This window comes from Mycobacterium sp. NGS58 (assembly GCF_059812385.1).
In genome coordinates this window covers 1-12,778 of record NZ_JCALCO010000025.1, presented here as the reverse complement: position 1 = coordinate 12,778, position 12,778 = coordinate 1, and the positions used below count along the sequence as shown (strand labels likewise).

At 65.5% G+C, this 12,778-nt stretch carries 13 protein-coding genes; 6 read left to right on the top strand and 7 right to left on the bottom strand.

Going from position 1 to position 12,778, the window contains the following annotated elements; all coding sequences use genetic code 11:
• Positions 1 to 3 precede the first annotated feature (3 nt).
• Together AC5Y4H_RS21010 and AC5Y4H_RS21005 are read left to right on the top strand one after the other, a co-directional pair.
• Positions 4 to 696, top strand: coding sequence for a GntR family transcriptional regulator (locus tag AC5Y4H_RS21010; protein ID WP_499984634.1), 693 nt, complete (start codon positions 4 to 6; stop codon positions 694 to 696).
• A 141-nt stretch (positions 697 to 837) separates the two neighbouring features.
• Positions 838 to 1,146 (top strand): Rv1352/Rv1906c domain-containing protein, encoded by a 309-nt coding sequence (locus AC5Y4H_RS21005; RefSeq protein ID WP_499984632.1) that lies wholly within the window; start codon positions 838 to 840, stop codon positions 1,144 to 1,146.
• Here AC5Y4H_RS21005 and AC5Y4H_RS21000 read toward each other — a convergent pair.
• The 6 genes from AC5Y4H_RS21000 to AC5Y4H_RS20975 are packed head-to-tail and all read right to left on the bottom strand — an operon-like array spanning position 1,122 to position 8,117.
• Positions 1,122 to 2,663 carry a class I adenylate-forming enzyme family protein gene (locus AC5Y4H_RS21000; RefSeq protein ID WP_499984631.1) on the bottom strand — a complete coding sequence of 514 codons (1,542 nt, stop codon included), beginning with the start codon at positions 2,661 to 2,663 and terminating at the stop codon, positions 1,122 to 1,124. The genes AC5Y4H_RS21005 and AC5Y4H_RS21000 overlap by 25 nt on opposite strands.
• Positions 2,656 to 4,224, bottom strand: coding sequence for a class I adenylate-forming enzyme family protein (locus AC5Y4H_RS20995; RefSeq protein WP_499984629.1), 1,569 nt, complete (start codon positions 4,222 to 4,224; stop codon positions 2,656 to 2,658). Before AC5Y4H_RS20995 ends, AC5Y4H_RS21000 begins: the two co-directional genes overlap by 8 nt.
• A complete protein-coding gene (locus AC5Y4H_RS20990; RefSeq protein ID WP_499984627.1) occupies positions 4,214 to 5,683 on the bottom strand; it encodes a class I adenylate-forming enzyme family protein in 1,470 nt (489 codons plus the stop codon). The genes AC5Y4H_RS20995 and AC5Y4H_RS20990 overlap by 11 nt, the downstream gene beginning before the upstream one ends.
• Positions 5,683 to 6,477, bottom strand: coding sequence for an enoyl-CoA hydratase/isomerase family protein (locus tag AC5Y4H_RS20985; protein ID WP_499984626.1), 795 nt, complete (start codon positions 6,475 to 6,477; stop codon positions 5,683 to 5,685). Before AC5Y4H_RS20985 ends, AC5Y4H_RS20990 begins: the two co-directional genes overlap by 1 nt.
• Entirely contained in the window at positions 6,468 to 7,280 is an 813-nt protein-coding gene (locus tag AC5Y4H_RS20980; protein WP_499984624.1) for an enoyl-CoA hydratase/isomerase family protein, read from the bottom strand. The genes AC5Y4H_RS20985 and AC5Y4H_RS20980 overlap by 10 nt, the downstream gene beginning before the upstream one ends.
• Before the next feature lie 15 nt (positions 7,281 to 7,295).
• A complete protein-coding gene (locus AC5Y4H_RS20975; RefSeq protein WP_499984623.1) occupies positions 7,296 to 8,117 on the bottom strand; it encodes an enoyl-CoA hydratase/isomerase family protein in 822 nt (273 codons plus the stop codon).
• 196 nt (positions 8,118 to 8,313) lie between these two features.
• Between AC5Y4H_RS20975 and AC5Y4H_RS20970 the strand changes: the two genes are divergently transcribed.
• Positions 8,314 to 9,009 (top strand): hotdog family protein, encoded by a 696-nt coding sequence (locus AC5Y4H_RS20970; RefSeq protein ID WP_499984622.1) that lies wholly within the window; start codon positions 8,314 to 8,316, stop codon positions 9,007 to 9,009.
• Entirely contained in the window at positions 9,006 to 9,914 is a 909-nt protein-coding gene (locus AC5Y4H_RS20965; protein WP_499984620.1) for an enoyl-CoA hydratase/isomerase family protein, read from the top strand. Before AC5Y4H_RS20970 ends, AC5Y4H_RS20965 begins: the two co-directional genes overlap by 4 nt.
• 15 nt (positions 9,915 to 9,929) lie before the next feature.
• On the opposite strand, the gene AC5Y4H_RS20960 is transcribed toward AC5Y4H_RS20965, so the two are convergent.
• Positions 9,930 to 10,745 carry a TetR/AcrR family transcriptional regulator gene (locus tag AC5Y4H_RS20960; protein ID WP_499984618.1) on the bottom strand — a complete coding sequence of 272 codons (816 nt, stop codon included), beginning with the start codon at positions 10,743 to 10,745 and terminating at the stop codon, positions 9,930 to 9,932.
• A gap of 192 nt (positions 10,746 to 10,937) precedes the next feature.
• Between AC5Y4H_RS20960 and AC5Y4H_RS20955 the strand changes: the two genes are divergently transcribed.
• Complete coding sequence (locus tag AC5Y4H_RS20955; protein WP_499984616.1) at positions 10,938 to 11,735, top strand: SDR family NAD(P)-dependent oxidoreductase; 798 nt, start codon at positions 10,938 to 10,940, stop codon at positions 11,733 to 11,735.
• A gap of 43 nt (positions 11,736 to 11,778) precedes the next feature.
• A partial coding sequence (locus tag AC5Y4H_RS20950) for a dihydrodipicolinate synthase family protein (RefSeq protein ID WP_499984614.1) occupies positions 11,779 to 12,778 on the top strand: 1,000 nt, incomplete at its 3' end.

Below are 12,778 nucleotides of genomic sequence, written 5' to 3'. Positions count from 1 at the left end.
CAGATGACCGTTCCGGATTTCGCTGCGCGGCCTCAACTTTCCGAGGACGTCGCACGCCTCATTCGCCGGCGGATATTCGATGGGGCGTATGCCGCCGGATCGTACGTTCGGCTGGATCAATTGGCCGCGGAGCTGGGTATCAGCGTCACACCGGTGCGCGAGGCGCTGTTCGCGCTGTGCGCCGAAGGCCTGATCAATCAGCAGCCGCGCCGTGGCTTTGTGGTGCTGCCGGTGACCGGACGCGACGTCACCGATGTGGCGAATGTGCAGGCGCACGTCGGCGGTGAGTTGGCCGCGCGGGCGGCACTCAACATCACCGATGAGCAACTGCACGAGCTGACGCAGATCCAGGCGCAGCTCGAGGATGCGTACGCCGGCGATGAGCACGAACGCACCGTGCGGCTGAATCACGAATTTCACCGTGCCATCAATGTCGCGGCGGACTCGCCCAAGCTCGCTCAGCTGATGTCACAGATCACCCGGTATGCCCCCGAATCGGTGTTTCCCGCCATCGAGGGCTGGCCCCGGCAATCGATGCAGGACCATCGGCGGATCCTGTCCGCGCTGAAGAAGCACGACGACAAGCTCGCCCGCGCGGCGATGTCGGAACACCTTGCCGCCGGCGCGGTGCCGCTGATCGACCACCTCGTCGCGCGCGGGGTGGTGGCCGACATCGGCGGTTCAACGCCCTCCTGAAGCCGCCCCGGCGCCATCTCTTGTCGCGCTGCGCACCTACGCCTACGCTGCAACCCAAGGGGGCAGGAGAGCAAAGCGAGGAACAATGTCCCCACCGCTTCGCATTTCAGCAGTATATTGGTTGCCTGCGTTTCAGCGATCGTGATTCCAGCACCGGCGGATGCCGACCTGCTCGACCCGATCCCCGGCAATGGAATTTTTGTGGTGGGCCCCGATATCCTGCCGGGTCTTTACCGAACGGCGGGTTCGGCCTCGACGTTTGGGGTGTGGATCAACAATGTGCCGACCCAAGACTCGATGTGTGCGTGGTTCACCTACAGCACGCCGGACGCGAACAAGGACCATGTGGTCCAAACGAATATGTCCGTCGGTCCGATGTTCGCGAACATCAACTCATCGGTGAAGGCGTTCGAGTCGCAGAACTGTCAGCACTGGACGCGGGTCCCCTGAGCCCGGTCGGACAACATCGCGCGCAGTCGACGGATGTCGACCTTGCCGGTGCCACCGCGCGGGACATCGTCGTCGGATTCCAGCAGTAGCCACACCGTCGGGACCTTGAAGGCGCTCAACAGAGTTCGCGCGGAGTCGCGCAACTGCTCGGCTGTCAGGGCGCGGCACACCACCGCCGCGCCCACCCGATTGCCCGCAGCGCCGGGGACATTGGTGACGAAGGCGTTGTCGATGCCGTCGATCGTGCGCAGCGCACTCTCGACCTCACTGGGGTAGACGGTCGCGCCGCTGACTTTGAACATGTCGTCGGATCGCCCGTGATAGAACAGGAATCCATCGTCGTCGAGGTGGCCTAGGTCACCGGTGGGGTAGAAGCCGTCGGCCGTGAAGAGGTCCTCGCGCGTGCGTCCGCAGATGCCGCGCAGCGTGTGCGGCCCGCGGATGTGAATCATGCCGGTGGCGCCGCGCGCGACGGGCACACCGCTGTCGGCATCGATGATGCGGACATCCATGCCGGGGAACGGTTTTCCGCAGCTACCCCATGCAGAAGCGGGCATGTCGGTGTCGGCGGGATAACCGCAGTACGGCCCGAAGGTTTCGGTCATGCCGAACAGCGTGGCCCGCGCGCCGGGCTGGGCGCGCTGCTCGGGCGGTAACAGGGCCTGCAGACTTCCCGGCCCAAGAGCCGACAGGTCGGCGCCGATGTCGGCGGCGTGTCGTGCCAATGCTTCGGCCTGGTCCGGCCAGCCGCGAAACAGGTTGACCCGTTCGTCTTCCAGCAGTCTCAGGGTCGTCGCCGGCCGCGGAATTTCTTCGGTCACCAGGGTGGCGCCGGCCAGCAGGACCGACAGTATGCCGCTGCCGAAACCGCCCACCCAGAAGAAGGGCATCGGCAGATACAAGCGGGTCTTAGAGGTGATGCAGCGAGCCGCAAGGCCCGACCGCACGGCACCCAATGCGTTGCCGTGCGAGTGGATAACTCCCTTGGGCGGGCCGCTGCTGCCGGAGGTGAACATGATCACCAGGGAGTCGGCGGGTGTGACCGTCGCTGCCATGGGGTCGACGATGTCGCGGGCCCGCTCACTCGCGCGGGCGTTTTCGAGCCGGTCGGCCGACCAAACCGCGCGTAAGGCTGGTAGGGCGGTCGGCCGTATCGCCTCGAGGTCATCGAGGTAGCGGTGCCCACGATATTCTTCGACGCTGAGCAGGAATTGCACCGAGCCCGCTCTTAGCTGCGCGGTCAGCTCTGCTGCTGTCAGCAGGGTGCTGAGTGGGACCAGCACCGCGCCGATACGGGTGAGGGCGACGGCGATCTGCACCCAGCGGGTGCCGTTGGGCATGATGAGCCCTACCCGTGTGCCCTTGCCCACGCCGGCCTCGATCAAGATGGCGGCCAAATCACGTGTGGTCGAGTCGAGTTCGCGGTAGCTGATGCGAGAGGTGGGATCGATCGCCATCGGCGCGTCACCATCGCGGTCGGCCCGCAACCGTACCAGCTCGTCGATGGTGCTACTCATCGAAGAGCTCCCTGAGGCGGCGCATGTCGACCTTCCCACTGGACAGCAGCGGAACCTCGGCACTGCGCAGGGCGACGAATCGCTTGGGGATCTTGAACGCGGACAGTTCCGTTTTGAGAAGCGCGGCCAGTGCGGCTCCGTCGAAGTGGTCAGCGCCGTCCGCCTGGACGACCACCGCGGCGACGACCTGCCCACGCCGGGAGTCCGGAATCCCGATCACATAGGCCGGCGCCCCGTCGGTGACCTTACTGATGGCTTTCTCCACCTCGGCCGCCGAGACATTGGCGCCGCCCGTTTTGATCATCGTGCTGAGCCGGCCGACGAAATAGGCGAATCCGTCGGCATCGACGCGCGCCAAGTCGCCGGTGTGGAACCATCCGTCAGCGTCGAAACATTCTTCGCGGCTGCGCTTGTGATAGCGCTGCATCAAATACGGCCCGCGAATACATAACTCGCCGACCTCGCCGACCGGTTTGACGGCGCCGGTTTCGGGATCGATGACCTTGGTCTCAAACCCCGGAGCCGGCTTGCCGAACGAGCCGCGCCGGCGCTCGGGCTGGTCGGATTCGTCATCGCCGATCAGCACGACGCTGCCTGCCTCGGTCATACCCAGCATGTTGTGCCGCAGCTCCGGGTCCGCCGGGCGGGCGTCGGGAGCCATGATCGAGTACAGGTTGCCGCGCCGCATCGAAGTCAGATCGCGCTGGGGGAAGGTCGGGTGGTCGGCCAGGTGGGCGATTCCGGCCGCGAACCCGTTGGTCATGGTTGGTCTTTCGGCTTCCAGCAGGTCGAGTGTCGCGCCCGCGTCGGTGGCGTTGGAACACACCAGAGTCGATCCGGCCGCCAGGGTCGCGAGCAGGCCGTACGCAAACCCGCCGATCCAGAAGAACGGCGAATTACAGAACAGCCTGTCGTCGTCGGTCAAGCCCCGGATCCCGTTGAGGCTTTGCTGATGCGCGAGCAGGGAGCCGTGGGTGTGCATCGCTCCCTTCGGTGCGCTGGTGGAACCCGACGTGTACACGATCGCCAGCGGATCAGCTTCCGAAACGTCCTCTTCCATTGCCGCGACGAGCGCGGGATTCACGGTGTCGGCCCGCCCGTAAACGGCCTCGTGAGTGACCGCGACATGACGCAGCTGCGGTGCCGCGGCACAAAACAATCGGGAGCCGAGATCGGCATCGGAGAGGATTTCGGACAGCCGTTGCACGTAATCGTGAGAGCGAAAAGATGCGGTGGTCAACAGGATTTCTACGTCGCTGTCGACCAGTTGCTCGCGCAACTCGCGGGCGGTGACAAAGGTGGAGAACGGAACCACTACGGCACCTATGCGCGCCGCAGCCAGCATCCCGACCACAAACTCGGGCCCGTTCGGATAGAGCAGCCCTACATGCGTCCCCTTGCCGGCGCCCAAGGAGATCAGACCGCGGGCGAGCTTCGTCGAGCGGTGATCGGCCTGGGCGTAGCTGATCCGGTCGCCATCACAGACGAGAAGCGGGTGATTTTCGCGCGAGCGGGCTTGGCGTCGCAATATCCCGGCGACCGTCAATGAATCAACGCGCATGGTCGCGCCGCGCGGCGGGCTCGCGGAAGTAGTCCCGTACCGCACCGAGATCGGCTTTCCCCGAAGGTGTTCGGGGGATGGTATCGACGATCGCGATCTCGGTGGGTATCTCGTAACGTGCCAACCGCCCTCGTAGGTACTCGACCAGCGCCTCCGCATCGGCGTGGGCCCTCTCACGCAGCTCAACCATGGCGACCGGTGTCTCGCCGAGCCGCTCGTCGGGCCGGGCGATCACGGCCGCGCCGGCCACCGCGGGGTGGCTTTCCAGCACGGCACGAACGTCGTCGGGCATCACCTTGAAACCGCCGCGGATGATCGCCTGGTCGGCGCGCCCGACGATCCAGAGAAACCCGTCGTCGTCGATCCGCGCCATATCAGTGGTCCGCATCCATGGCGCGGCAGGCCCAAGCTGTCCCGGCTTGACCTCCAGCATGCCGACTTCGTCTGGGCCCAAGGGGGTTCCGTCCTCAGCGACCACCCTGAGCTGAGCGCCGGAATTGGCCCGGCCGACGCTGCCCCGTTTGGTCTGCCAGTAGCGCTGATGGTCGGGAAGGGTCCAGCCGGCCACACCGCCACCGAATTCGGTTGCCGCATAGGAGGTCAACACCGGTACGCCGTACTTCTCGGTGAAGGCGTCGGCATCCTGGGCCGACAGCGGCGCCGTCCCGCAAGTGACGGCCCGCAGGCTTTCCAGGTCGGCGCGCGGAACATCGGAGTGCAATACGGTGCGCAAGGCGGCCGGCACCAGCGACGCCGCACGGGGTCGATGCTTGCGCACCGCCTCGGCCCACGCGTTGAGCTCGAATCGTTCCAGCAGCACGAACGGTCGCGCCTCGGCGACGCATTGCAGCACGCGGAATACCCCGCCGATATGCACCAGCGGTGAATTCACGATCGCGACGCCGCGCCGCAGTCCGTCGGGCGACGCCGCCCGCTCCGCGTTCGGACCCATGACGCTGCGCGCCAGCGTGTCATAACTCAGGTCGATTCGCTTGGGCGGGCCGGTCGTACCGCTGGTCAACATGCGCACCGCGACGTCGGACGGCGGGCCGGTGTCGCAGGCGGGCGGCGCGACCGTATCGGCGTCATCCAATAGGCCCGAAATCGGGACCGTCGGCGTGCCCGCGGGTACCAGCGTCGTCAGATCGTCGCGCTCGCCGACGATCACCGGAAGCCGCAGACCCACGATGTCGTCCTTGGTGCGCTCGTGACCGCGCGACGGGTTGATGACCACGACCGTTCCACCGCCCAGCAGCACGCCCAAAAAGGCGGCCACGTGTCCAGGCCGGTTGCGTAACATCATCCCGACCTCGGCTCCGGAGGTAATGGCCGCGATGCGTTGTGCTGATGCCGCGACCCGAGCCCAGGAGATCCACTGCCCGCCATACTCAACAGCATGCGAGTCCGGCTCTAGGTCAAGCACTTCGGCGATGCGTTGGGCCAGGGTGTGACGCGACATCAGCGAATCTCCGGTTTGCCCATCCGGGTTTGGGAGTCGCTCTGAGCCGCCAGCTCGGCGGTGCCCAGCGGGTTTCCCAGCCGGGTGTAGATCAGGCCCTGATCCAGTGCGGCACGGTACGGCTTGTCCAGCGACTCCCAAATCGCTTTCACCGTTCCCGCGGTCGCGGTCGGCGGTTTGGCGGCGATGGTCGCCGCAATCTCGTGGGCGCGGCTCCATAGCCGTTCGGCCGCAACGACCTCGGATACCAATCCAATACGGAGCGCAGTGTCGGCGCTGACCCGTTCGTCGTTGCCCATCAGTGCTATACGCAGAGTCTCGCCCAGGCCGATGCGCCGCATCAGGCCGATCGGCTCCAATGCGCAGACCAGGCCCGCGGACACGTGAGAGTCGAAGAACGTGGCGTCCTCGGAACAGATGACGATGTCGGATTCGTTGATGAAGTAAAACGCGCCCGCCGTGCACATGCCCTGGACCGCGCAGACGACGGGTTTCCACATCTTCTGCCACTTGGGGCTCAGGGATTCGCCGGGATCCTCATGGTTCCAGATGTTTTCGGGCTGCCCGTACGGCGTCTTGATGTCCAGGCCGGCGCTGAACGCCCGATCTCCGGCGGCGCGCAACACCACCGCATGCACCGAGTCGTCGAGCTTGACCGTGCGCCACGCGCGGGCCATCTCCTCGCACATGGTGCGGTTGAACGAATTCAGCTGATCGGGGCGATTCAGCGTGATGGTCGCGACGTGGTCCTGCGCGTCGACCTCGAGCAGGATGGTTTCGAACGTCATCGGCATTGCCAGTTCGGCCTGCGTTTCTCGACGAACGCCTTCGGTCCCTCCTGCGCGTCCTCGGTGCGCAGCACCCGCTCGCGGAAGGTCTCGGCGAGTATCTCCGCCTCGTGCAGCGGCACGTTCAGGCCCTTGAGAATGGCCAGTCGCGTGCCCCGAACGGCCAGCGGCGCATTGGAATTGACGATATCGGCGATCTCGTGGGCGCGCTCCAGCAGGCGGTCGTGTTCGATGATTTCGCTGATCAAACCGAGCTCGTAGGCGCGTTGGGCACCCATCCGCTCGTGCTTGCCCATCAAGGCCATTCGCAGCGCAATCGTGCGGGGCAGCACGCGAGACACCCGCACCAGTTCCCGGCCGGCCACCAGCCCGATGCTGACGTGCGGATCGAAGAAGGTCGCCTGCTCGGATGCGATCACGATGTCGGTCGTGGTGACCCAATCCATTCCGGCGCCGCAGCAGATTCCGTTCACGGCGGTCAGCACGGGCTTGGCCGTGCTGCGAAACGGTGGCGTGCCCTCCTGCGGTGCCTCCCATTGGTCGTACGTCGACAGGTATGGGCGCTCGTAGATCACCTTGCCGTCTTCCGGAATCTCCTTGACGTCGGCGCCGGTGCAAAAGGCGCGGCCGGTGCCGGTGACGATGGTCAGCCAGACTTTGTCGTCGCTTTCGGCTTCGTCGTAGGCGGCGCGAAGCTCGGTGATCATGTGCGGGCTGAGCGCGTTGAGGGCATCCGGCCGGTTCAGGGTGATGGTCGCGGTGTGGCGAGCGACTTCGTACTTGATCGTGTCGAACGAATCAGTGGGCATCAATCATTCCTTCGATCATCGGCCATCGAACTTCGGATCCCGCCGCTGCCCGAAGGCCGCCAAACCTTCTTTGAAATCGCTTGTTCTGCACGACAATTCCAGGTTGAACAGCTCCTGGGTCAACGATTGGCCCAGCGTTGCCTGCTGGCCGAAGTTGAGCGCCTGTTTGGCCAGGCCGATCGCGGCCGTCGGCCCGCAGGCCAGTCGGCCCACCAGCTCCCCGGCGGCATGGTCGAGATCAGAACCGCTGACCGTCTGGTGGATCAGTCCCCAGTCGGTCGCATCCCGCGCGCTGACCTGCTCGCCAAGCAGCAGCATGCGCCGGGCCCGCGCCAGACCGACGAGGCGGGGGAGCAGCCAGGTGGACCCCGAGTCCGGGCTGAATCCGCGGTCGATGAACGGCTCCCAGAAGATTGCATCTTCGGCGGCCACGGCGAAGTCCGCGGCCAGGGCGAGATTGCAGCCGAACCCCACGGCCCAGCCCCGCACGCTGCACACCACCGGCAGCTGAATGGTTGCGACGAGCTCGATCACCCGGTGAGCGGCATGGGGGATCCGCCTCACCAGGTCCCCGGTGCGGGGGCGCCGCGCGCCGGGATCGTTGGCGGCCACCCAGTCGGCGCCCGCGCAGAAGTGATCGCCTGCGCCCCGGATGTGCACGGCGCGTAGCGAGTCGTCGACGGCAGCATCGGTGAGCGTGTCGACCAGCGTACCGATCATCAACTGTGTCAACGAATTACGCCGGGCTGGGCGATCGAGCGTCACCAGCAACACCGCACCGTCTCGGTGCACTGTTACCGAACCCTCGGCACCGGCCGTGTCGGCCCCCTGACTCACCGTCGAATCCGGCCTTTCTCCGCCGATACGGTTACCCATACAGTAGGCAATACGATTGATACGCTGTATAAGTTAGCAAGGATACGCTGCCTGCGGAACACTCAGGTGAAAGAGAGAACCATGGCCGCGCCGGCGACGATGCAGAGCGCAGCGATGTGGGGGTACCTCCCGCTTGCGGGGAAGAGGAGTGGCGCAGATGACATTGTCGGAGGGGCATACAGCGCCGACGTCGACGGGCAACGGCGGCGCGCGATTCGGTGAGGCACCGCTCGCCCAGACCGTGGCCGCGGCTGCCGCCATGCGGCGCCTGAGCTCGTTGCTGGTATCGCTGGAGCACCCGCACCGCGCGGTGGACGCCATGCTGCAGAAGTTCGCCGAGTGGGAAAACGAACTGGCGGCCGCGGCGCCGACGGACAACGCGCCGCGCATCGGCGAATTGCCCGACGACGCCCGGCGCGTCTACCTCAACCACGCCACCGACATCGGTGCGTACAACCCGTGCTTTCCCGAATACCGGTTCGACCAACTCGATGCCGAGAAGGCAACGGGCACTGTCGAGTTCCCGCTGGTTTATGAGGGCCCACCGGGACTGGTGCACGGTGGGTTCCTGGGTGTCTTCTTCGACTGCGTCATTCAGCACCACAACTGCGTCACCGGCCTTTCCGGCAAAACGCGATCCCTGGTCGTCACCTTCCGCAGGCCGGCACCGGTGTTGACCGAGCTGCGATTCGACGTCGCCCGATCCCAGGGCGAACGCGGCATCACGTCGACCGGGCGGCTGTTGCTCGACGCCGAAGTCCTGTGTACCGGCGAGGTTAACACCTTGGCGTCACGGCCGGAAAAGCTTGCCGGAACGCGATTCGGCAGACGCCGAAAGGAGCCCGACACATGACCGCATCGAGCACCTCAGACGATCGCGTGGTCTTCGACATCGATCCCGACCGGCGCATCGCGACCATCACGCTGAACAATCCCAGACAACGCAACTCCTACGACGCGGCGATGCGTGAGGCCGTCGCCCGCTGTCTGGACCGGGTGGCCGAAGACGACGACCTCACGGTGGTGCTATTGCGTGGCGCCGAGGGGGTCTTTTCCACCGGAGCCGACATGAACAACGCCTACGGTTGGTACGGCTCGTCCGCGCCGACGGACCAGGCGGCCGCCGACGACCGGGCCGCCAAACGTCGCCCCAGCCAGCGCCGGCGACTTACCGTGGATCGCAAGTCTTTTGGCTTCTACCACAATTTCATGGGCTTCCCGAAGGTGACGGTGGGAGAGATCGCCGGCTACGCCCTCGGCGGCGGATTCGAGATGGCTTTGATGACCGACATCTCCGTCATCGCGCGCGACACCAAGATCGGGATGCCGGCGACGCGTTTCCTGGGCCCCGCACTCGGCAGCCTGCACATGTTTTTTCACCGGCTCGGACCGGTGCTGGCCCGGCGCCTGCTGCTGACCGGCGACATCATCGAGGCGGCCGAGATCGAACACCTCGGAATCTTCACCGACACCTGCGCGCCCGGCGCGGTGACGGCCCGGGCGCGATACTGGGCCGAGAAGGCGGCGAAGATGCCCGCCGACGGGGTCGTCATCGCCAAGGAGGCATTCCGGCTCGTCGAGCAGAGCCAGGCGTACCAGGGTGAAGAGGTCGCCAGCTACCTGTTCCACGCCTTCGGCACCAACCTGCAATTCGGGCCTGACGAATTCAACTTCGTCAAAACCCGTGCGCAGCACGGCGCCCGGGAGGCATTTCGGTTGCGCGACGAGCACTTCCACGTGCCAGAACCCGAAGGCTGACAGAGCCTTTCGGGCTCAGCGAGCCGCTGCCGCCTTGGTTCGGCTCCGAGTGGTAGCAGCAGACTTGGCCGGCTTGCGCGGTCGTGCTGGGGCCGGCTTGGCGCCCTTCGGCGCTTTCCCTTCCTCGATCAGCCGGCTGGCGTGATCGAGGATGCAGGTGAGGCCGTACTCGAAATTGGGCTCATCGGGCGCGGCGATGCGGTGGCCGATCCGGGTGATCTGCGCAAGGAGCGGCGTCTTTTCCGGGTCGATGGAGACGGCGTCCTCGATCGCCCGGGGTCCGATGTCCGACGATTGGTTCTTCTCGTAGAGCCGTTGCAGCACCACCGATCCGCGCACGTGAACCGAAACCGCCGAATAGGTGTCGAACGCATCCTCCGGTGACAGGCCGGCCTCCACCAGATTGGCCACCGCCTTTTCCATCTCCTGAGCACCCATCCGCGCCGCCTTCGGGGAAAGGGCCGCACGAATCAGAATCAGGTCGCACAGAATTGGGTTGCCCATGAAGGTCTTACGCATCAGGCGCGCGTGGTTGGCCAATGTCTCGCGCCAGTCGCTGGCCTCGACATAGGGAGTGGCGAACACGTACCTGCTCAGGGCGCGGTCGGTCATTGCGTTGAGCAGGTCGTCCTTCTTGCGGAAGTACCAGTAGATGCTCGTCACGCCGACCCCGAGATGTTTGCCGAGCAACGGCATGCTCAGGTTGTCGATGGATACCTGCTCCGCGAGTTCGAAAGCGCCACTGATGATGTCATCGGGATTGATGGACCCGCGCTCGCGGCGTTGGCGTTTATCGGCGGTTGCCTGTTTTGCCACTGCGGGCACCTCCATCAAAATCTTTTTCGTGCATGCGGTCTGGCGGCCGTGCCGCCGGTACAGTTGAATTTACCGGCACTTCTGTTCTGACCTGCGTATACGCCTTCGTGTCGCATTCTTCCTCTGCTACTGTAATACCTATCGTAGGCTTTTTGGTAAATCGGCTGGACGGGCGAAAATGACCAGGCTGGAGCTACGGATCAAGCAATGGATCTAGGGCTGGCGAATGCCACTGCGGTGGTAGTCGGCGGTAGCCGCGGTATGGGCTTGGCGACGGCACGCTGTTTCGCTGACGACGGCGCCCGGGTGGCGTTGGTCGGCCGTAGCCGCGATGCCCTCGATGCGGCGGTGGTCGATCTCACGCAACGTGGCAGCCCGGATGCGATCGGACTGGCCGCCGACATCGGGGACGACGATGCGGTCGGGGCGGTGTTCGACGAGCTCGCCGAGCGATGGGACGGCGAACTCAACGCTCTCGTCGTCACGGTGGGGCCGGGCGCCGCGGGCACGTTCGAAGAGCTGACCGACGACCAGTGGCGCCAGTCCGTCGAAGACGGCGTGCTGGGGATGGTGCGCTGCGTGCGAGCGGCGCTTCCGCTGCTGCGCAAGGCGCAATGGGCCCGGATCGTCAACTTCTCGGCGCACTCGACTCAGCGGCAAAGTGTCATGCTGCCCGCCTACACGGCGGCGAAATCGATGCTGGCCAGCGTTTCGAAGAACCTGTCCCTATCGCTGGCCACGGACGAGATCCTGGTCAATGTAGTGTCGCCCGGCAGCATCGCGTCCGAATCCCTGGTCGGCTGGGCGAAGTCGGTGGGGGTCGACGGCAACGACCCCTACGCCCTGATGGGGGCCATCGCCGCGCATTTCGGTCATCCCGCGCACATGCCGCGGGCGGGCCTGCCGGACGAAATCGGCCCGGTCGCGGCCTTTCTGGCATCGCGGCGTAACTCGTACATGACCGGAGCCAACATCAACATCGATGGCGGCTCAGACTTCACCTGAGGATGGGTCGAAGAAATCGATTGGCAGACAAGAGGAGTCGAGTGTGGCTACGGCAGCGGAGGCGCGTGCGTGGGCGCCCGGCGCATTGCAGGGGATCGGTGACTCCCTCTACACCCCGTTCTGCGGCACCGACGGCGATGATATCGACTGGGACGCCTACCGAACGCTGGTGCGTTATTGCGTGGGTGACCTCGGGCATCCGATGTTGTGGTGCACTAGCGGAATCGTCGAATTCTGGTCGCTGACCCTCGACGAGCGCAAGCGCCTTCTGGAGGTGGCCGTCGAGGAAGCACGCGGTATCAATCCCGACGTGGTGGTGCAGGCGTGCACGGCGGCCATGTCGGCGAAGGACTGTGTGGACTTGACGTTGCACGCCCAAGAGGCGGGCGCCGACATCGCCTACATCCAGACGCCGATGATGGAGGCGCACGGCGGTGACGGCGTGCTGCGCTTCTTCGAATACGTGGCGGCGCGCACGGATATCGCTCTGGGCATGTTCAATTCGCCATCCTCGGGTTATGTGCTGACGCCCGCCGAAAGCGCCCGGATCTACCACGAGATTCCCGCGGTGTGTGCCACCAAGGAGGGGGCCTTCCGGCCGGCGAGCAGCCGGCTGCTGCATGAACTCGCGCCCGGTCTCGCGGTATGGGAGTGCGACAAGACGGTCTACCGGGCCGGTTGGCTGCGCGACGGGATCGTCTGTCCGGCGCAACTGGGCACCTCGGGTTACCTTTTCGAAACGCCCACGCGGCGATTGTTCTCCGAATACTGGGAGCTGGTACGCAGCGACAAACTCGTCGAGGCCATGGACTACGGCCGCGAGTCCGGGCTGGACCAGTTCGACCTCGACGTGGGCTCCTGGTGGACCTGCTATCCGGGGCGAGCGGATTACTTCACCCACTGGGCCGGTGCATTCAAGTACGCCGCGTCACTGCTAGGGCTGCCCATCGGTGCGTACCCGCATTCCCGGCCTCCGCAGGCCGAGCTACCCGACGAGGCGAAGGCCCAGATCGAGGGCGCCTATCGGCGGTTGGGCCTCCTCG

Coding starts and splice junctions, on each gene's coding strand:
- AC5Y4H_RS21010 (WP_499984634.1), top strand. CDS start 4: ATGACCGTTCCGGATTTCGCTGCGCGGCCTCAACTTTCCGAGGACGTC.
- AC5Y4H_RS21000 (WP_499984631.1), bottom strand. CDS start 2,663: ATGAGTAGCACCATCGACGAGCTGGTACGGTTGCGGGCCGACCGCGAT.
- AC5Y4H_RS20995 (WP_499984629.1), bottom strand. CDS start 4,224: ATGCGCGTTGATTCATTGACGGTCGCCGGGATATTGCGACGCCAAGCC.
- AC5Y4H_RS20990 (WP_499984627.1), bottom strand. CDS start 5,683: ATGTCGCGTCACACCCTGGCCCAACGCATCGCCGAAGTGCTTGACCTA.
- AC5Y4H_RS20985 (WP_499984626.1), bottom strand. CDS start 6,477: ATGCCGATGACGTTCGAAACCATCCTGCTCGAGGTCGACGCGCAGGAC.
- AC5Y4H_RS20980 (WP_499984624.1), bottom strand. CDS start 7,280: ATGCCCACTGATTCGTTCGACACGATCAAGTACGAAGTCGCTCGCCAC.
- AC5Y4H_RS20970 (WP_499984622.1), top strand. CDS start 8,314: ATGACATTGTCGGAGGGGCATACAGCGCCGACGTCGACGGGCAACGGC.
- AC5Y4H_RS20965 (WP_499984620.1), top strand. CDS start 9,006: ATGACCGCATCGAGCACCTCAGACGATCGCGTGGTCTTCGACATCGAT.
- AC5Y4H_RS20960 (WP_499984618.1), bottom strand. CDS start 10,745: ATGGAGGTGCCCGCAGTGGCAAAACAGGCAACCGCCGATAAACGCCAA.
- AC5Y4H_RS20955 (WP_499984616.1), top strand. CDS start 10,938: ATGGATCTAGGGCTGGCGAATGCCACTGCGGTGGTAGTCGGCGGTAGC.